General features: G+C 70.0%; 20 protein-coding genes and 1 riboswitch. Of the genes, 9 read left to right on the top strand and 11 right to left on the bottom strand.

Annotated features, from left to right (window positions below; all coding sequences use genetic code 11):
- Positions 1-29 precede the first annotated feature (29 nt).
- Positions 30-1,415, top strand: a complete 1,386-nt coding sequence (locus ACFV6E_RS19215) for a serine hydrolase domain-containing protein (protein ID WP_385462956.1) — start codon at positions 30-32, stop codon at positions 1,413-1,415.
- Between the two features lie 106 nt (positions 1,416-1,521).
- Here ACFV6E_RS19215 and ACFV6E_RS19210 read toward each other — a convergent pair whose 3' ends face one another.
- Together ACFV6E_RS19210 and ACFV6E_RS19205 are read right to left on the bottom strand one after the other, a co-directional pair.
- Positions 1,522-1,974, bottom strand: coding sequence for a GNAT family N-acetyltransferase (locus tag ACFV6E_RS19210; protein ID WP_385159854.1), 453 nt, complete (start codon positions 1,972-1,974; stop codon positions 1,522-1,524).
- A 60-nt stretch (positions 1,975-2,034) separates the two neighbouring features.
- The gene (locus tag ACFV6E_RS19205; RefSeq protein ID WP_385159856.1) at positions 2,035-2,493 is read right to left on the bottom strand and encodes a MarR family winged helix-turn-helix transcriptional regulator; all 459 of its coding nucleotides are present in this window, start codon (positions 2,491-2,493) and stop codon (positions 2,035-2,037) included.
- Between ACFV6E_RS19205 and ACFV6E_RS19200 the strand changes: the two genes are divergently transcribed.
- Positions 2,408-3,844 (top strand): MFS transporter, encoded by a 1,437-nt coding sequence (locus tag ACFV6E_RS19200; protein ID WP_385462953.1) that lies wholly within the window; start codon positions 2,408-2,410, stop codon positions 3,842-3,844. The two genes, ACFV6E_RS19205 and ACFV6E_RS19200, sit on opposite strands and share 86 nt — an antisense overlap.
- Positions 3,845-3,962: 118 nt before the next feature.
- A complete protein-coding gene (locus ACFV6E_RS19195; RefSeq protein ID WP_385462951.1) occupies positions 3,963-4,385 on the top strand; it encodes a heme-binding protein in 423 nt (140 codons plus the stop codon).
- 110 nt (positions 4,386-4,495) lie between these two features.
- On the opposite strand, the gene ACFV6E_RS19190 is transcribed toward ACFV6E_RS19195, so the two are convergent.
- Positions 4,496-5,362 carry a GNAT family N-acetyltransferase gene (locus tag ACFV6E_RS19190; RefSeq protein ID WP_385462948.1) on the bottom strand — a complete coding sequence of 289 codons (867 nt, stop codon included), beginning with the start codon at positions 5,360-5,362 and terminating at the stop codon, positions 4,496-4,498.
- A gap of 630 nt (positions 5,363-5,992) precedes the next feature.
- Here ACFV6E_RS19190 and ACFV6E_RS19185 point away from each other — a divergent pair.
- Complete coding sequence (locus ACFV6E_RS19185; RefSeq protein ID WP_385462944.1) at positions 5,993-7,261, top strand: globin domain-containing protein; 1,269 nt, start codon at positions 5,993-5,995, stop codon at positions 7,259-7,261.
- Positions 7,262-7,295: 34 nt separating this feature from the next.
- Here the strand turns inward: ACFV6E_RS19185 and ACFV6E_RS19180 are convergent, their stop codons facing one another.
- The 5 genes from ACFV6E_RS19180 to ACFV6E_RS19160 form a co-directional block, all read right to left on the bottom strand.
- Complete coding sequence (locus ACFV6E_RS19180) at positions 7,296-7,778, bottom strand: NUDIX domain-containing protein (RefSeq protein WP_385159866.1); 483 nt, start codon at positions 7,776-7,778, stop codon at positions 7,296-7,298.
- A gap of 67 nt (positions 7,779-7,845) precedes the next feature.
- Positions 7,846-8,751, bottom strand: a complete 906-nt coding sequence (locus tag ACFV6E_RS19175) for a LysR family transcriptional regulator (RefSeq protein ID WP_385159868.1) — start codon at positions 8,749-8,751, stop codon at positions 7,846-7,848.
- 205 nt (positions 8,752-8,956) lie between these two features.
- Positions 8,957-10,129: a cystathionine gamma-lyase gene (locus tag ACFV6E_RS19170; RefSeq protein WP_385159870.1), complete on the bottom strand. Its 1,173-nt coding sequence runs from the start codon at positions 10,127-10,129 to the stop codon at positions 8,957-8,959.
- Positions 10,126-10,617, bottom strand: coding sequence for a low molecular weight protein-tyrosine-phosphatase (locus ACFV6E_RS19165; protein ID WP_385462941.1), 492 nt, complete (start codon positions 10,615-10,617; stop codon positions 10,126-10,128). Before ACFV6E_RS19165 ends, ACFV6E_RS19170 begins: the two co-directional genes overlap by 4 nt.
- 8 nt (positions 10,618-10,625) lie before the next feature.
- Positions 10,626-11,006, bottom strand: coding sequence for a phage holin family protein (locus ACFV6E_RS19160; RefSeq protein WP_385159874.1), 381 nt, complete (start codon positions 11,004-11,006; stop codon positions 10,626-10,628).
- Between the two features lie 81 nt (positions 11,007-11,087).
- Between ACFV6E_RS19160 and ACFV6E_RS19155 the strand changes: the two genes are divergently transcribed.
- The 4 genes from ACFV6E_RS19155 (at position 11,088) to ACFV6E_RS19140 (ending at position 13,560) form a co-directional block, all read left to right on the top strand.
- The gene (locus ACFV6E_RS19155) at positions 11,088-11,405 is read left to right on the top strand and encodes a cupin domain-containing protein (protein WP_385160006.1); all 318 of its coding nucleotides are present in this window, start codon (positions 11,088-11,090) and stop codon (positions 11,403-11,405) included.
- A gap of 195 nt (positions 11,406-11,600) precedes the next feature.
- Positions 11,601-11,813, top strand: coding sequence for a DUF5326 family protein (locus ACFV6E_RS19150; RefSeq protein ID WP_385159876.1), 213 nt, complete (start codon positions 11,601-11,603; stop codon positions 11,811-11,813).
- Between the two features lie 485 nt (positions 11,814-12,298).
- Entirely contained in the window at positions 12,299-13,024 is a 726-nt protein-coding gene (locus tag ACFV6E_RS19145; protein WP_385160008.1) for an IclR family transcriptional regulator, read from the top strand.
- A 98-nt stretch (positions 13,025-13,122) separates the two neighbouring features.
- Positions 13,123-13,560, top strand: coding sequence for an SsgA family sporulation/cell division regulator (locus tag ACFV6E_RS19140; protein WP_385462938.1), 438 nt, complete (start codon positions 13,123-13,125; stop codon positions 13,558-13,560).
- A gap of 113 nt (positions 13,561-13,673) precedes the next feature.
- Here ACFV6E_RS19140 and ACFV6E_RS19135 read toward each other — a convergent pair whose 3' ends face one another.
- The gene (locus tag ACFV6E_RS19135) at positions 13,674-15,491 is read right to left on the bottom strand and encodes a YibE/F family protein (RefSeq protein WP_385462935.1); all 1,818 of its coding nucleotides are present in this window, start codon (positions 15,489-15,491) and stop codon (positions 13,674-13,676) included.
- Between the two features lie 72 nt (positions 15,492-15,563).
- Positions 15,564-15,720: riboswitch (TPP riboswitch) on the top strand.
- Between ACFV6E_RS19135 and thiC the strand changes: the two genes are divergently transcribed.
- Complete coding sequence (gene thiC / locus ACFV6E_RS19130) at positions 15,713-17,554, top strand: phosphomethylpyrimidine synthase ThiC (protein ID WP_385462933.1); 1,842 nt, start codon at positions 15,713-15,715, stop codon at positions 17,552-17,554. It overlaps the preceding riboswitch by 8 nt.
- 34 nt (positions 17,555-17,588) lie before the next feature.
- On the opposite strand, the gene ACFV6E_RS19125 is transcribed toward thiC, so the two are convergent.
- Positions 17,589-17,975: a VOC family protein gene (locus tag ACFV6E_RS19125; protein ID WP_385160010.1), complete on the bottom strand. Its 387-nt coding sequence runs from the start codon at positions 17,973-17,975 to the stop codon at positions 17,589-17,591.
- 5 nt (positions 17,976-17,980) lie between these two features.
- The gene (locus ACFV6E_RS19120; RefSeq protein ID WP_385159883.1) at positions 17,981-18,346 is read right to left on the bottom strand and encodes a DUF1801 domain-containing protein; all 366 of its coding nucleotides are present in this window, start codon (positions 18,344-18,346) and stop codon (positions 17,981-17,983) included.
- Positions 18,347-18,454: the final 108 nt, after the last annotated feature.

Raw genomic sequence — 18,454 nt, 5'->3', positions numbered from 1 at the left:
GCGGTGCACGGGCGGGTGGACTGGGTCGCATGACGACACCCCAGGAAGAGCTGCTGCCCGCCACGCGACGCGCCCTGCTGCACCGGATCGCCACCGCTCAGGCCGAAGGAAGGGCGCCGTCGCTGGTCGCGGCGGTCGTCCGGGGCGGGCAGACGGTCTGGACCGGCTGCCGTACCTCCGTGGACGGGCACGGCCCGGACGAGAACGTGCAGTACCGGATCGGCTCCATCACCAAGACCTTCACCGCCGTACTCGTCCTGCGGCTGCGTGACGAGGGCGTCCTGGACCTCGGTGACCCGCTGGAGAAGCATCTGCCGGGCACCGGCGCGGGGGAGGCCACGATCGCCGAACTGCTCACGCACACCAGCGGGTTGGCGGCCGAGTCGCCTGCTCCCTGGTGGGAACGCACACCCGGCTCGCTCCGTCCTGAGCTCGCCGATGTGCTGGGCGAGCAGCCCTTCCGGCATCCGGTCGGGCGGCGGCACCACTACTCGAACCCCGGCTACAGCTTGCTGGGCGCGCTGGTGGAGCAGCTACGGGGGGAGCCCTGGGAGGAGGTGCTGCGGCGGGAGGTGCTCGAACCGCTAGGCCTGCATCGCACGAGCGGACAGCCGCAGGCGCCGCACGCGGGAGGCTGGGCCGTGCACCCCTGGGCGGACGTGCTGCTGCCCGAGCCCTCCGAGGACCTGGGCCGGATGGCTCCGGCCGGGCAACTGTGGTCCACGGCCGCGAATCTGGCCCGGTTCGCGGTCTTCCTCGCCCGGGGTGACGACCGGGTGCTGAGCGCGGACTCCGTGCGCGAGATGCGGGCGCCCGCCGCTCCGGCCGAAGCGCAGGAAGTGGCGGCGGGCGTCGCCTACGGTCTCGGCCTGCAGATCCTGCACCGTGACGGCCGGCTGCTGACCGGGCATTCCGGCTCGCTGCCCGGCTTCCTCGCCAGTCTCTTCATCAGCGTGGAGGACGACGTGGCGGCCGTGGTGCTCGCCAACTGCACGTCGGGACCCCTGACGACGACCGTCGCCGCCGATCTCGTACGCACGGTGGCGGAGGCCGAACCGCGGATCCCGGAGCCGTGGCGGCCGCTGCCCGAAGCCGATGCGGTCGCGCTGGAGTTGGCGGGGCAGTGGTACTGGGGGACACACGCCTTCGCGCTGCGGCTGACGGCGGGCGGGGGCCTCTCACTGGGACCGCTGACCGGCACCGGCCGCGGCGCTCGCTTCCGGGACAACGGTGACGGCACCTGGACCGGCCTCGAAGGCTATTACGCAGGAGAGCTGTTGCAGGCCGTACGGCGTCCCGACGGGACTCTGAGCCATCTTGATCTCGGATCGTTCGTCTTCACCCGCCAGCCGTACGACGAGAGCGCGCCCGTGCCGGGCGGAGTCGATGCCGGAGGGTGGCGCGGACTGCCATAGCGGCTCGCGCAGCGAGAAGGGCCCTGTTTCGCGCGTCCTGTTTCACGCGTTGTGTTTCACGTGAAACAGGACCCTTCCGTGAGTCCGGGGGCTCAGGCAGCGAGCTTCAGAGCGACAGTTTGAAGCCGACGTGCGAGGCGGTGAAGCCGAGCCGCTCGTAGAAGCGACGGGCGTCGGTGCGGGTGGCGTCCGAGGTGAGCTGAACCAACTGGCAGCCCTGGCGCCTGGACTCCTCGACGGCCCACTCGATGAGCTGCGTGCCGAGGCCGCTGCCCCGTTCGTCGCTGTGGATGCGCACGCCTTCGATGATGGACCGCGTCGCTCCCTGCCGGGACAGCCCGGCGACGATGGTGAGCTGGAGGGTGCCCACTACACGGCCCTCGCGGACGGCGACCACCAGGTGCTGGTTCGGGTCGCCGCTGAGCCGTTCCAGCGCGGCCAGATAAGGGGTCAGGTCGTCCGGCGTCTCCCGCTGGGCGCCCAGCGGGTCGTCCGCGAGCATGGCCACGATCGCCGGCACGTCTTCCACCGCGGCCGGTCGTATGTCGAGATCTCCCATGACCGCAGCCTATGCGGACCCGCCGCGTCGGCCGGCGCCCCCTCTTCTGTCGGCTCGGGTCTACGCGGGCGCGTGCACCGACTCCACGACCCGGACGAGGGGAGCCAGCTCGGGGTTCTTCGCGGCCTCGTCGAGTGCTTCCCGCAGCGCGGCGTCATTGGTGGGCCGGGCCTTCTCCAGGAGGTCGAGTCCCGCCTCGCTCACATTGGTGTAGATGCCGCGCCGGTCGGTCGGGCAGAGATAGCGCGACAGGAGCCCGCGGTCCTCGAGCCGGGTGACCAGCCGGGTGGTGGCGCTCTGGCTGAGCACGACCGCATCCGCGACCTGCTTCATCTGTAGATGGCCGCCGTCGCCGTCGTGCTGCCGGCTGAGGACGTCCAGCAGCGAGTACTCCCGGACGCTCAGCCCGTGCTTGCCCTGGAGAGCGCGCTCGATGTGCGCCTCGATCCTTCCGTGCAACAGGGAGAGGGCGCACCAGCCCTGGGCTAGGGCGGTGAGCGCGGGATCCGTCGCTGTCATGGCGTTTTCCTCCGTCCCGGAGCGGCTCTCACCAGGATACGACACAACCGCAATAGGCCGCGCTTGCAAGTATCCCGCGTCTGCAACTATTGTGAACGCACGCAAAGCGCTCGTGCAATCGTCCGGGAAGGGTGCTTCACTCATGCCTCTCGCGCTTCTGGCCCTCGCGATCGGGGCCTTCGGCATCGGAACGACCGAGTTCGTGATCATGGGCGTACTGCCCGAGGTCGCGGGCGACTTCGGTGTCTCGATCCCCACCGCCGGCCTCCTGGTGACCGGCTACGCCCTCGGTGTCGTGATCGGCGCCCCGATCATGACCGCGCTCGGCACCAAGGTGTCCCGCAAGCGGATGCTGATGCTGCTCATGGGACTGTTCGTCCTGGGCAACCTGCTCTCCGCCGTCGCCCCCGTCTTCGGGCTGATGCTGGTGGGCCGAGTGGTCGCCTCCCTGGCTCACGGCGCCTTCTTCGGCATCGGATCGGTCGTCGCATCCGAGCTGGTCGCGCCCGAGAAGAAGGCCGGCGCCATTGCCATGATGTTCAGCGGCCTGACCGTCGCCAATGTCGTCGGCGTCCCGCTGGGCACACTGATCGGACAGTCCGCGGGCTGGCGGGTCACCTTCGCCGGAGTGGCCGCACTGGGCATCGTCGGCCTGCTGGGCGTCGCCAAGCTCGTCCCCGAGATGCCCAAGCCCGACGGGGTACGGCTCCGGCACGAACTGGCCGCGTTCAAAAACGTCCAGGTGTTGCTCGCCATGGCGATGACCGTCCTCGGCTTCGGCGGCGTCTTCGCGGCCGTCACCTACATCGCGCCGATGATGACGCACGTGGCCGGGTTCGCCGACGGTTCCGTCACCTGGCTCCTGGTTCTCTTCGGCCTCGGCATGGTCGGCGGCAACCTCATCGGCGGCAGGTTCGCCGACCGGGCGCTGATGCCGATGCTGTACGTGTCGCTGGGCGGCCTCGCCGTCGTGCTGGTCCTCTTCACGCTCACCGCGCACAACAAGATCCTCGCGGCTGTCACGATCGCCCTGATCGGCGCCCTCGGCTTCGCGACCGTACCGCCGTTGCAGAAGCGCGTCCTCGACCAGGCGCACGGCGCTCCCACGCTGGCCTCGGCCGTGAACATCGGCGCCTTCAACCTCGGCAACGCCCTCTCGGCCTGGCTCGGCGGCATCGTCATCGCGGCCGGCCTGGGCTACACCGCCCCCAACTGGGTCGGTGCCGTCCTCGCCGCGGCCGCCCTGGTCCTGGCCGTGCTCTCCGCCGCCCTCGAACGCCGCACCGGGCGGCCCAGCACGGTCGTCGCGGGAGCCACGCCGACCGAACAGCGCGCCGTCGCGCACCACTGACCCGGTCCGCCGGCGGGACCAGGGCCGCCCCCCTCCCGCGAACCGAACAACCCCTCTGCACCCCCCGAGCGCCTTCTACGCACCGCGACGCTCAGCACCACCCGCAAGGAGAAACCTCATGAGCACCACCACCGCTGTCGCCCCGCTGACCATCCAGGACGCCGAGTTCCTCGTCACCGAGGCCACCCGCGCCGCCGAGACCGCCGGAGTCACCGTCAGCGTGACCGTCCTCGACGCGGGCGGGCACCTGCTGGCCTTCCGGCGCGACGACCGGGCTGTGCTGATCTCCGGGGAAACCAGCACCCGCAAGGCCTACACGGCGCTCCAGCTCGACTCGGCGACCGCCGACCTCGTCGACGCGGTGCAGCCGGGCGGCCTCTTCCACACTCTGCCCACCGCGCTGGACCGTCCGCTGCTGTTCATCGCGGGCGGGGTACCGGTCCGCCGTGACGGCCGGCTGATCGGAGCGATCGGGGTCGGCGGCGGCGCCCCGGAGCAGGACCACGGGTTCGCCACCGCCGCCGCGGAGGCTCTCGCCTGATCGAGGCCTGTCGGCGCAGAGCGCCGGTCCCCCTACCCCGGGGGCCCGGCGCTCTTCCGTGTCTATCCGGCGTGCGGCAGCCGCCGTTCGTCCGACGTGCGGCGGCCGTCTCAGCTCGCGGCCACCGTGAGCGGGGCGAAGCGCCGCGTCCAGTCCCCGGGCAGCTCCGTGATCCCGTACGTCATGACCGCGTTGAAGGAGACGGATTCCAGACCGCGCTCCTTCGCCCAGGAGAGAAGCTCCTCGTGCCGTACGTCGATGTCGGTGCGCAGCGGACGGTCCGTACGAGCGGCCAGGGAGGCGATAAGCGCCTTGGCCGTCTCCGTGTCGCGGGCGACCACGGGGCCCATGACGTGCGTCTCCATGTTGGGCCAGGCAGCCGCGTACCCGATGATGCGGCCGTCCTCCTCGGCGACGCGCAACTGGTCCGCGAAGGCCGGCAGCCGGGTGATCACATGCGTGCGGTCCGAGCCGAAAACCTCCTCGTCGAGCCGGAGGATCGTGGTGAGGTCCTCCGCGGTGGCGGACCTGGTGGCCACGTCAGGCTCCGGCCCGCCCGGTACGAAGCGGCCGCGGACCATCTCGGCCCGGCCGGTCACCTTGAAGCCCAGCTCCTCGTAGAGCGGGCGGCCGATAGGGGTGGCGTGCAGCGTGAGCGGCGTGGTGCCCATCTCGGTGAGAACGTGTCGCATCAGCCGTCGGCCGACCCCTTGGCGGGCATGGCGCTCCGCGACCAGGACCATGCCGATCGCCCCGAGGCCGGGACGCTCTCGTGGTCCGTACTCGGTCACCACGCAGGCGGCGACGAGTCCGCTCTCGGGGTCGTCGATGCCGTAACCGGTACCGGCCGCCAGAAGCAGACCCCATTTGTGTTCCTCGCGGGGCCATCCCCGGTTCTCGGACAAGTCGGCGCAGGCGGTGAGGTCGCGGAGCGACAGTCGGCGGATGGGCGGAGCGGGGAGGGATGGTGTCGACACGCAGGTCAGGCTGTCTGACCAGCCCCCCTGGCGTCCACCGGTTTGGCGCATACGCCTGCGCTTTTGGCCATCTCATGCACTTCCGCACAGTGAGCGGACAGATGTTTCACGTGAAACGGCGCGCTCCGTCGGCCACGATCAAAGCGGACCGGCATCCGGCGGGTGTCGCCACGTCATCGTCCATGGGGTGAGATCTGTGGGATGTCTATGAATTGGTCCGGCGCGCCCGGTAATTGAAGGAATTACTGGTTCGGCCGGACAATTCATGAGTGGCATGGAAGAGCTTGTGCGTGGACCGCCGACCGGTAGGGTCGACTGCGGTTCCTCACGGGGCGGTTGGCCTACCGTTCCGACAACGGCACGAACACAGGCCAAAGCAGCCTAACGGGATGGAGAGATCGAAGACCCGCATTCCCCGTTATGCCATCCGCCGTCGACCCGGGGATGGGAAGCTGCGGGAAGAGTAGTGCGGCCCATGTCACACACGTGAGTCACTCCGTACGCGGGGACGGAATTCAAGGATTCAAGTGCCGGCAATGACCGGCGAGATTGAACGGGGCCGTAAGAACAACCGTCTGCGAGGGAAAGCAGGCAACTTCCCGCTGAGGAAGTGCGCAGACCGACCGAAAGATGTTCGAGGCGAGGCACACCATGAAGGCTCCGACCACTACGCCGGCCGACAACGGCAATCCCGGCGGCAACGGCGGAGGCGGTTGGTTCACGCCACGCAACGAGCCGATGCCCGCCGAGGCGTCTCCCGCGCCGACCGGGTCCGCCCGGCACGGCTCACCGGACGCCCGGCTGATCCAGCGCACCATGACCGAGATCGAGCCCATAGCCGACAAGGTGACCTCGTACTTCTACGCGCTGCTCTTCGTACGCCATCCCGAACTGCGGTCGCTGTTCCCCGCCGCGATGGACACGCAGCGGGACCGGCTGCTGAGAGCGCTGCTGATCGCCGCCGAGCACATCGACAACAGGGACGTGCTGGTCACGTATCTCCAGGGCCTCGGCCGGGGGCACCGCAAGTACGGCACGCGCCCCGAGCACTACCCGGCCGTCGGAGAGTGCCTTCTCGGCTCGCTCAGCCACTACGCCGCCTCGGTCTGGGACGCGGAGACGGAAGCGGCCTGGGTGCGGACGTACACGACGATCTCCCAGATCATGATCGACGCCGCGGCGGCCGACGAGCTGCGCGCCCCGGCCTGGTGGCACGCCGAGATCGTCTCGCACGATCTGCGGACCCCCGAGATAGCGGTGTTCACCGTCCGTCCGGACCAGCCGTACCCCTTTCTCGCCGGGCAGTACACGAGTGTCGAGACGCCGTGGTGGCCACGCGTATGGCGGCACTACTCGTTCGCCTCGGCGCCCCGCTCGGACGGGCTGCTGTCCTTCCACGTGAAGGCGGTCCCGGCAGGCTGGGTCTCCAACGCCCTGGTGCACCGGGCCCGGCCCGGCGACGTCATCCGGCTCGGACCGCCGACCGGCACCATGACCGTCGACCACACCACCGAGAGCGGACTGCTCTGCCTGGGCGGCGGTACCGGTATCGCCCCCATCAAGGCGCTCGTCGAGGACGTCGCCGAACACGGTGACCGGCGCTCGGTGGAGGTCTTCTACGGCGCCCGTACGGGCCACGACCTCTACGACATCGACACGATGCTGCGGCTCCAGCAGAGTCACCCGTGGCTCGCGGTGCGGCCGATCATCGACCAGCAAGCGCATCTGCAACTTCCGGACGCAGTCCGCGAGTACGGCCCGTGGAACGAGTACGACGCCTATCTCTCGGGACCGCCCGGCATGATCCGCAACGGAGTGGACGCGCTCAGGGACGTGGGCATCCCGTCGAGCCGCATCCGGCACGACTCGGTGGACGAACTCGTCATGGCCGGGAACTGACCACCGGTACCAGGCGAGGCCCCAGGAGAACGGGTCAGCCCAGGTCGGGCGCGTGCATCGCCAGAACGCCCTCGATATTGCCGTCCAGATAGTGCCGCAGTGACAGCGGGACGAGATGGACGGAGGCGATGCCGACCCGGGTGAAGGGGATCCGTACGATCTCGTACTCGCCCAGCGGCTCGTCCACCTCGGGGCCGTGCCGCTGACTGGTGTCCATGGACTCGAGGCGGCAGACGAAGAAATGCTGCACCTTCACGCCGGTCGCGCCACCGTCCTCGCCGATGTGCTCGACGGTGTCCACGAAGCAGGGCACCACATCGGTGATCTTCGCACCGAGCTCCTCGTGCACCTCACGGTGGAGAGCGTCGACCACGGTGGTGTCCTCGGCCTCGACCCCGCCGCCCGGGGTGACCCAGTAAGGATCGACACCGGGCTTGGTGCGCTTGATCAGGATCAGGTCGTCGCCGTCCAGCAGGACGGCGCGTGCGGTGCGCTTGACCACGGGTCGGACGGTCATGGGGGAAATGTGGCCCGGTTGGTTCCACGTGAAACATCGCAAAGCAGCCGGGCGCCGTCCGGGGGCCTCAGCCCCAGTCCCCTGCTGCTCGCAGCAGCCATTCGTGCGCCCGGGCGATGTGCGGCATGGCCAGAGTGCCGGTGCGCACCACAAGAAAGTACGTACGTAAAGGCGGAATGGCCGGATCCAGCAGTGCCACGACCTCGCCGGCGTCCAGCGCCTCCGCGCACAGGTAGCGCGGCAGTACGGCGAGACCCGCGCCCGCGGCCGCACAGGCGAGGACGGCACGCAGATCGGGAACGACGATCGCGCCCGCCGCGGCGGGACGGGAGTCGAAGACAGAGGCCCAGTAGCGGGCGACGAACGGCAGCGACTCGTGCACCTCTATGAGGGGGCAGGTCTCCAGCGCGTGCGCGCCTCTGCGGCGCAGCTTTCCGGCGCCTATGCGGGCGGTCCAGCGAGGGGCGGCGATCAGAACGAGTTCCTCGTCGCAGAGCGGAGTCGCGGTGAGCAGAGCACCGCGTGGGCGGGCCGTCGCGATGGCCAGATCATGATGTCCGGCAGCCAGTCCCTCCAGGGTCTCCTCCGCGGTGCCGAAGGAGGCGCGCAGGGCGAAGCCCTGACCGTCGTCGCCGGTGAGTTCCGTAAGAGCGGGAAGGGCCCGCTCGGCGGTGAACTCCGGCGGCCCGGCGAGATGCAGCGTCCGTAAGGAGGAGTCCTCGTCGAGGCCCGTCTCGGTGATCTCCACCAGGGCGTCGAGGTGCGGGGCCGCCTTGTGGGCGAGTTCGTCGCCGATCGTCGTGGGCGTGACGCCCCTGGCCTGGCGCAGAAAGAGGGGCCGCCCCAACTGGCGTTCCAGAGTCCGTATCTGTGAGGTCACGGCCGGCTGCGACAGACCCAGCAGGGCGGCGGCGCGGGTGAAGGAGCCGGCCCGGTGCACGGTCACGAACGTGCGCAGCAGGGCCAAGTCCATGGAGTCCCTCCCCTCCCAGCACCCCCGACCGAACCCCAACTATAAATATGTCGATAGGTCTCTGTCGCTACGGTGATTGGACACTGACACAGAGTCAACTAGCCTTGTCCGCACGGTTCTTCGCGCGCAGAACCGGGGGCGGTCCGAGCCACGAGGGGGGAGGTTCGGACCGTCCGCGTTTCTAAAGTGCCCCGCTACGCGTCGCTCATTCGGCCGATTCGTCCAGCGCGCGCAGGATGTCCGCCACCAGGTCCTCGGGGTCCTCCGCACCGGCCGAGAGACGGATGAAGCCCTCCGGCACCGCGTCCCCGCCCCAGCGGCCACGGCGCTCCGCCGTCGACCGCACCCCGCCGAAGCTGGTCGCGTCGTCGACCAGGCGCAGCGCGTCGAGGAATCGGTCGGCACGCGCCCGGTCCGGCAGCGTGAAGGAGACCACGCATCCGAAGCGCCGCATCTGCTGGGCGGCGACCTTGTGGGAGGGGTCGTCCGGCAGCCCCGGATAGCGCAGCCCGCTCACCTCCGGCCGCGCGCGCAGGGCCTCCGCGACGGCGAGGGCGTTGGCGGTCTGGCGGTCGGCGCGCAGCTGGAGCGTGGCGAGCGAGCGGTGGGCGAGCCAGGCCTCCATCGGACCGGGGATCGCGCCCACGATCTTGCGCCAGCGCCGCACCGGCGCCATCAGCCCGGCGTCGCGCCCGGTGACGTAGCCGAGCAGCAGGTCGCCGTGTCCGGTGAGCATCTTGGTGCCGCTGGCCACGGAGAAGTCGGCGCCCAGCTCCAGCGGGCGCTGCCCGAGCGGGGTCGCCAGGGTGTTGTCGACGGCGACGAGGGTGCCCTGGGCGTGGGCGGCCTCGACGAGCCGCCGCACGTCGCAGACGTCGAGCCCCGGGTTGGACGGCGTCTCGATCCACAGCAGCCTGGCGCCCTCCAGCACGTCGAGCTGGGCGTCGCCGCCGGTCGGCGCGGTGCGCACCTCGATGCCGTACGCGGTGAGCTGCTCGCGGACCAGCGGCAGCACCTGGTAGCCGTCGTTCGGCAGGACCACGACGTCGCCGGCGCGGAGCTGGGAGAAGAGGACCGCCGAGATGGCGGCCATGCCCGAGGGGAAGGCGAGCGTTTCGACGTCGTCCGCGCCGGGCGCCTCCAGCTCGCCGATGGCCCGCTCCAGCAGGGTCCACGTCGGGTTCTCGTCCCGGCCGTAGGTGTACGGGCCCGTCGGCTCGCCCGGCAGATGGAAGTGGGCCGCGAAGACGGGCCCGGGCAGGGTCGGCTCGTACTTCACCGGCTCGGGCAGCCCGGCCCGCACCGCGCGTGTGCCGTCACCGGTGTCCGTACCGGACGTACCCGCTGTACCGGACGTGTCGAAGTCCCCGGTTGTCATGCCGCCTGTCCCTTCACGTGCTCACATATCTCGGCGAGCAGACCGCTGCTCGCCGACTCCACCATCTCAAGACACTCCACGAAGTCGTCCATATGTCCGTAATACGGATCGGGAACGTCCAGGTCGAGCCCGGCGGCGGGGTCGTACGAGCGCAGCAGGCGAACCTTCGCCGCGTCCCCGGGGGTGGGAGCGAGACGGCGCAGGGCCCGCAGATGGCCGGTGTCGAGGGCGATCACGAGATCACGGCCGGCGAACCAGGAGGCCCGGAACCGCCGGGCCGTGTGGTCGCCCGGGTAGCCCTCGGCCTCCAGCACGGCGACGGTACGCGGGTCGGCGCCGTCCCCCTCGTGCCAGCCGTCGGTGCCCGCACTGTCGACCTCGATCAGGCCATCGAGCCCGGCTTCCCCGACCCGGGCGCGGAAGACGGACTCCGCCATCGGGGAGCGGCATATGTTGCCGGTGCAGACGAAGCAGACGCGGTAGGGCATCGGGGCGCTCAGTCCTTGTCGTCGGGCAGGACGACGTTCAGGGCCCAGGAGACGACCGAGATGATCAGGCCGCCCACGACGGCGGTCCAGAAGCCCTCGACGTGGAAGCTCAGGTCGAGCTTGCCGGCCAGCCACGACGTCAGCAGCAGCATCAGCGCGTTGACCACCAGGGTGATCAGACCGAGGGTGAGGATGAACAGCGGGAAGGTCAGCACCTTCACCACCGGCTTCACCAGGAAGTTCACCAGTCCGAAGACCAGCGCGACCAGGATCAGGGTGCCGATCTTCTTGCCGGTGCTGTCCCCGGTCAGCGTGATCTTGTCCATGATCCAGACCGCGACGGCCAGGGCCGCTGCGTTGGCGATCGTCTTGACTACGAAATTCTTCATGTGTCTGATCGTGGCAGAACGGATCGGTTCATGAGCACGGCCGCGAGCACGGCCGACGGCGCAGGAGAGCGGACGAGGACGATGAAGGCATTCCGGCTGGACGAACTGGAGGCGGAGCGCGCCGCCAACGACGGTGCCTACCTGCAGTTCCTGCGCGAACGGAACATGTCGGTCGGCCTGTACGCGCTCGATGCCGGCACCCACGATCCGCAGCAGCCCCACCAGCAGGACGAGGTGTACTTCGTCGTGAGCGGGCGTGCCTCGGTCACGGTGGGTCTGGAAACCACGCAGGTGGCGCGCGGCAGCGTCGTCTACGTGCCCGCCGGGGTCGCGCACAAGTTCCATCACATCACCGAGGACCTGCGGGTCCTGGTGGTGTTCTCTCCACCGGAAAGCTGACCCCGGCCTCCGGCATTCCCTAGGGGACCGGTCAGGGGGAGACAGGGGGTGCGAGGCCCCCGCCGCCTCCTGCCGCGGCTCTAGCATTCAAGGCAGGACGTAAAAGATCCGGGAGCCACAGACTCCGGACGGACGTCGGGAAGCCGTGACCGGGGCCGTGAGGCGGGGGCACGGACGGGAAGGTGGACGAGGGCGATGCGAGAGATCTTCAGCGGTTTGCCGTGGTGGGTGAAGTGGGTCGCGGTGCCCGTCATCGCCCTGGTCGTGTTCGGCAGCCTGATAGTCAGCGTGGTGAGCGTGGTGATCGGCCTGCTCTTCAAGGTGCTGGTCTTCGTGGCGCTGGTCGGCGGACTGATCTATGTCGTAAGGAAGTTCATGTCGAGTTCGTCCTCGCGCGGCGACTGGTGACGCGTATCCCGGCCGCCGGGGCGGACGGAGGCCGGGGGGACAGGGACGCAAGGTTCCCTCGGCCGGGGGAAGTTTCCCGCCAAGGCCGTCATCGGGCGCTAAGAGACCGTTAAAGTCCGGATTTCGACGCGGGTCGCTCCCCTCGGCGGCACAACCCAGGTGCCTCTCCTACAGCGGCCCTCCTCGCGCTCCGGGAGAACTCCTTGGCCACCGTTGACTTCGTTCGCGCCGCAACGCACGCCGCACCTGCCCAACGGCGGGGCTCGCCGACGCCCCGCACCCCGACCGCACCGCCCCTGTCCCCACCCGCGAACGTACGCTCCGAGACCCCTCAGCCGCAGTCCCCGGCGCCGGTCCGGCGGGCCGGTGACGACAACCCGCAGGTTCCCGCCGCGCGTATGCGGTCCACCGCGGAGCCGGCTCCCGTGGCGCCGGTGGCGGACCCGCCGGCCACCGATCCGCACCGCACCACCCTCATCGGCTCCGTGCAGCGGGCTATGCGGCTGCTGGAGGCCGTGGCCGCGCGCGAGGGCGGAGCGCCCGCCAAGCAACTCGCCCGGGACGCCGGACTGGCCCTGCCCACGACGTACCACCTGCTGCGCACCCTGGCCCACGAGGGCTATCTGCACCGGGAGAAGGGGCTGTTCTTCCTGGGGGAGGCCGCCGAGCGGCTGAGCAGCAGCGGAGCCCAGCAGAAACGTCGCAGCACGATCAACGACGCGCTCGCCCACTGGGGCCGGGAGATCGGCGTACCCGTCTACTACGCGGCCTACCGGGACGGCGAGATCGAGGTCCTGTCGGTCGCCGACGCTCCCGGCTACCGCGCGGTCGAGGAGTGGGCCGACTTCCGGGAGACCGGCCACGCCCACGCGATCGGCCAGTGCCTGCTCTCCCAACTCGACGAGCAGGCCCGCCGCGACCACCTCGACCGCTACCCGGTGCGGTCCCTCACCCCCTACACGGTGCGTGACGGGCAGACGCTGTTACGGCGCCTGGAAGCGCTGGGACGCATGAAACCCGTGGTCGAGAGGCAGGAGTACGCGCTGGGGACGGTGTGCGCGGCGGTCCCGATCACCGCGGGCAGCACCGCCGCGACCGTGGCCCTCTCCCTCCCCGCTCACCAGGCGGAACGCCTGCTGCCGTCGGCGCGGCGGCTCCAGACCGAGATCGGGCGGCTGCTCGGGACCCTCGCGATCTCTATCAGCATCTGAAAACTCACTCCTTGTGATCTCCCGTATACGTTGAGCAAGATGCAGCAGGGTCAGGGATGTGTTTCCCGGCCAGTCGACGGCAAACGACGGGGTAGACGATGCGCGAGTCGGTAGAGGCAGAAGTCATGATGAGCTTCCTGGTGTCGGAGGAGCTCGCCTTCCGCATCCCGGTGGAGCTGCGGTACGACACCTGCGATCCGTTCGCCGTGCGGCTGACCTTCCATCTGCCCGGCGACGCCCCGGTGACGTGGGCCTTCGGCCGGGAACTGCTGATCGACGGCGTGGGCCGCCCCTGCGGGGACGGTGACGTACGCATCTCCCCCACGGAGCCGGAGCTCTTCGGCGAGGTGCTGATCCGGCTCCAAGTGGGCGGTGACCAGGCGCTGTTCCGATCGGGTACGGCTCCGCTGGTGGCCTTCCTCGACCGGACGGACCGGCTCGTCCCGCTGGGGCAGGAGCGTTCCCTCGCGCACTTCGACACCCACCTCGACGACGCGCTGGACCGCATCCTGGCCGAGGAACAGAGCGCGGGCTGAGCACAGCGGTGCCTGCAAGTCCCTGTGCCTGGTGCCTGTGCCCGGCACCTGACGACCCCGTGCCTCCGTCTCTGCCTTCCCTCCCGACGGGCCCGGCCGTGGCCGGGCCGGGCTCAGCGCTTCCGCCGCCGGCCCCGCCCGCCCCGCGCGGGTGTCCTGGCGTCCGCATCGAGCGGGGGCCGGGCACTTGCCGGGGCCGGGACGCCCGCTGACTTCGTGCGGTCGGCCGACACCACCAGGGCCGCCAGCGCGGTGGTGACCGGGACCGACGCGACCAGACCGATCGAGCCCACCAGCGTGCGCACGATCTCCTCGGCGACCAGCTCGCTGTTGGCGACCGTACCGACGCTGCTCTGCGCGATGGAGAAGAGCAGCAGCAGCGGCAGCGCGGCGCCCGCGTAGGCCAGGACCAGGGTGTTGACGACCGACGCGATGTGGTCGCGGCCGATCCGGATGCCCGCGCGGTACAGCTTGCGCCACCCCATCGTCGGGTCCGCCTGGTGCAGCTCCCAGACCGCGGAGGTCTGCGTCACCGTGACGTCGTCGAGCACGCCGAGCGAGCCGATGATGACGCCGGCCAGCAGCAGACCGCTCATGTCGATGGCCGGGTACAGGCCGTGGATGAGGCCGGTGTTGTCGTCCACATTGCCGGTGAGCGCCGCCCAGCCGATGAACCCGGAGCCCAGGATGCCGATCAGCAGCAGCGAGAGCAGCGTGCCGAGCACCGCCACTGATGTGCGGGCCGAGAGGCCGTGGCACATGTAGAGGGCGATCAGCATGATGGCGCTGGCTCCGACGACCGCCACTATCAGCGGGTTCGACCCCTGGAGGATCGCGGGCAGGATGAAGAACGTCAGCACCAGGAAGCTGACGGCCAGCGCGATCAGCGCCATGACTCCGCGCATCCGGCCCACCACCACGACGGCCAGCGCGAAGATCCCGGCGAGCAGCGCCATGGGCAGCTTGCGGTTCACGTCGGCGACCGAGTACTGGAGGTTCTCCGGCGCGGAGGGCTCGTAGGCGACCACGACCTTCTCGCCCTGGCTCAACTGCCGTGACTGGTCCGGCTGGACGATCTCGGTGAAGGTCCGGCCCTTGTCCTTGCCGGTGTCGACCCGGATCGTCGCCTTCTTGCACTCGCCGGTCGCCTGCTGCTGGGCGGAGGAGCCCTCGGCGGTGGAGGTGTCGCCGGTCGGGGTGTCCGCCGAGGCGTTGACGGACTTGCAGTCCACCCGGACGACCTTGGTGACCGTCGCCTGCTGGGTCTGCCGGTCGAAGCCGACACCGGTGCGCTCATGGGAGGGGGCACCGCCCGGCCAGAGCACCGCCAGGCCCACGACGACCGCTGTCGCGAAGGGAATCAGCACCGCGGCGATGACCTTGCGAAGATGCTTCGAGACGGGCGCGGCCGGGCCGTGACTGTGCGAGTGCCCGTGGCCGTGGCCGTGGCCGTGGCCGTTCCCGTGCCCGTCCCCGTCCTCGGGCCCCGGCCCGTGCCCGCCGCCGGATCCCGGACCCTGGCCGCCACCGGGCCCTGATCCGCCACCAGGCCCCGATCCGCCGCCGGGTCCCGGACCTTGCCCGTTCCCGCCCGCGGACCCGGACCCAAATCCTGATCCGCCGAGTGCCGGGCCTTGCGCGCTCCCGCCCCCGCCTCCGAACCCTCGCCCGCCGCCCTGACCCGGCCCCCGCGCGCCACCGAATCCGCCACCCGGTCCATGCCCGCTCGGTCCATGCCCGTCCGGCCCGTGTCCACCCGGTCCGTGGCCGCCGGGCCCGTGCCCGCCCGGCCCATGGGCCTGCCTGTCGCCGGGATCCTGCCCATGGCCGCCGTCCGGGCCCGGCCCGGACGGCGGTCTGTGAGGCGTTCTCTGCGGCGGCCCGTGCGGCGGCCGGGAGGGTGGGAAGGGCGGCTGAGGCGTCGTGGTCACCGACCGATCATCGCAAGAACGAAGGGGGCCCTCTGTTCACCGCGCCAATATTGCCGCTAGCGTGGAGTTACCTTTTGCACACGCGGGAGCTCGGAGCACCGGGCTGAGAGGGCGCTGACCTCCGTCCCAGCGATGTTTCACATGAAACATCGGCGGACGGACACCGCTGCGTCGACCGCTGAACCTGTTACCGGGTAATGCCGGCGTAGGGAGTAGGTCTCATGACCAACAACGACGTACGCACGCCTGCCTCCAGCCAGACGGACGAGGTGTCCGACGTGTCTCCGGGCGATCAGTCCCAGGAGCCGTCGCGGGAGGCCGGCAGGTCCATCGGCTGGCACAAGGCATACGTCGAGGGCTCACGCTCCGACCTGCGGGTGCCGGTCCGTCAGGTGCACCTGACCAACGGGCGGTCGGTCACGCTGTACGACACCTCGGGCCCGTACACCGATCCGGCCGTCGACACCGACGTACGCAGGGGCCTGGCGCCGCTGCGGGAGAACTGGATCACCGCTCGCGGCGACACCGAGGAGTACGCGGGCCGCCCCGTCCGTCCCGAGGACGACGGGATCAGGCACACCGCGCCGCGCGGGGGCCTGCGTAATCTCGACGCGGTCTTCCCGGGACGGCCGCGCCAGCCGCGCCGGGGCCGCCCAGGCCGGCCGGTCACCCAGCTCGCCTACGCACGGCGCGGCGAGATCACGCCCGAGATGGAGTTCGTGGCGGTCCGCGAGAACGTCGACCCCGAGGTCGTACGTGAGGAGATCGCCGCAGGCCGCGCGGTCCTGCCCGCGAACGTCAACCACCCGGAGATCGAGCCGATGATCATCGGCAAGCGGTTCCTGGTGAAGGTCAACGCCAACATCGGCAATTCCGCGGTCACTTCCTCCATCGAGGAGGAGGTCGAGAAGATGACCTGGGCCACCCGCTGGGGTGCCGACACGGTCATGGACCTGTCGACCGGGCGCAACATCCACACGACCCGCGAATGGGTCCTGCGCAACTCCCCCGTCCCCATCGGCACTGTCCCGCTGTACCAGGCGCTGGAGAAGGTCGACGGCCGGGCCGAGGAGCTGACCTGGGAGATCTACAAGGACACGGTCATCGAGCAGGCCGAGCAGGGCGTGGACTACATGACCGTCCACGCGGGCGTACGCCTGTCGTACGTGCCGCTCACGGCGAACCGCAAGACCGGCATCGTCTCGCGCGGCGGCTCGATCATGGCGGCCTGGTGCCTGGCGCACCACAAGGAGTCGTTCCTGTACGAGCACTTCGATGAACTCTGCGAAATCCTCGCCGCGTACGACGTCACGTACTCGCTCGGCGACGGCCTGCGGCCCGGCTCGATCGCGGACGCCAACGACCAGGCACAGTTCGCGGAATTGCGGACGCTCGGGGAACTCAACGCGATCGCCAAGCGTTTGAACGTACAGACCATGATCGAGGGCCCGGGACATGTCCCGATGCACAAGATCAAGGAGAACATCGACCTTCAGCAGGAGATCTGCGATGAAGCTCCGTTCTATACGCTCGGCCCGCTGACGACGGACGTCGCACCCGCGTACGACCACATCACCTCCGGCATCGGTGCCGCGATGATCGCCTGGTGGGGCACGGCCATGCTCTGCTACGTCACGCCCAAGGAACACTTGGGCCTGCCCAACCGTGACGACGTCAAGACCGGCGTCATCACCTACAAGATCGCCGCCCACGCAGCCGACCTCGCCAAGGGGCACCCCGGTGTGCAGGAATGGGACGATGCGCTGTCCGACGCCCGCTTCGAGTTCCGGTGGGAGGACCAGTTCAATCTGGCCCTCGACCCGGACACGGCACGGGAGTTCCACGACGAGACGCTCCCGGCCGAGCCCGCCAAGACGGCACACTTCTGCTCGATGTGCGGCCCGAAGTTCTGCTCGATGAAGATCAGCCAGAGCATCACCGAGCGGTTCGGCGGCGGGGCGGCCGACGGCGCCTCCGCCGAGGAGGTCGCCGAGGGGATGCTGGAGAAATCGCGGGAGTTCGCGGCGAGCGGCAACCGGGTCTATCTGCCCATCGCCGACTGACGCGACGGCGGGCCGGCTCCCCGGCGTGGCGTGGTCACGCCGGGGCGTCCTCCGGGTACCAGCGGAGTTCCACGGTGTTCCCGTCAGGGTCCTGGACGTAGACGGACGTGGCGGAGCCGCGTGCGCCGAAGCGGTCGACGGGGCCTTGTAGAACCGTGAAGGTCCCGGACGCGATGACTTCGTCCCAGTCCAGCGGTTCCACGGTGAGACAGATGTGATCGACGTTGGACTCGCCCCGGGGGCGGCCGACCAGATCGATGATGGTTTCGGAGGTGATGCGCACCGAGGGGAACGGGACCCGGCCCGCCCGCCACTCGGCGACGCGTACGGGTTCGAGGCCGAGGAGACCGGTGTAGAAGTCCAGGGAGCGCTCGACCTCCCCCACGTTGAGGACGAGGTGGTCGAAGGCCTTCACGCGCAGTGCGGTCACTTCTCCTCCTCCAGTGCGACGGCCCGGCGCAGCCAGTCCGCGAACAGGACCGGGTCCACGTCGGCGACGGTCCGCAGCTTCACGGACGCCATCCGGCGGGCACCGGCGACCAGCCGTCCGGACGGGTCGGCGATGTCCTGGCCCCGCCACAGCCCGAACGTGACATAGGTGCTGTACGCCTTGAGCAGGCAGACCGGCGTCCGGCCGGGTCTGTCGCCGAGGCCCCAGGTGGGATGGCCGTGCCAGAGTGCGCCCGCGCCCTCCGGCAGGGCGGCGTCGATGACGGAACGCAGCTCCTCGCCGGTCTTCCGCAGGTCGTCGTCGAGTCCGTCCAGGTACGAGGTGATGTCCGAGGCGCTCATAAGGCTTCCTTGTCGCTTGTCGCTTGTCGCTTGTCGCTTGTCGCTTGTCGCTTGTCGTGAAGGGGAGAGGCGGTGGAGTCCGGAGGTGGACGCCTTCTACGATCCGCC

This window comes from Streptomyces sp. NPDC059785 (assembly GCF_042732375.1).
Lineage (GTDB): Bacteria > Actinomycetota > Actinomycetes > Streptomycetales > Streptomycetaceae > Streptomyces.
Note: the sequence above shows the minus strand (reverse complement) of the source record. Positions and strands in the feature narration are given on the sequence as shown.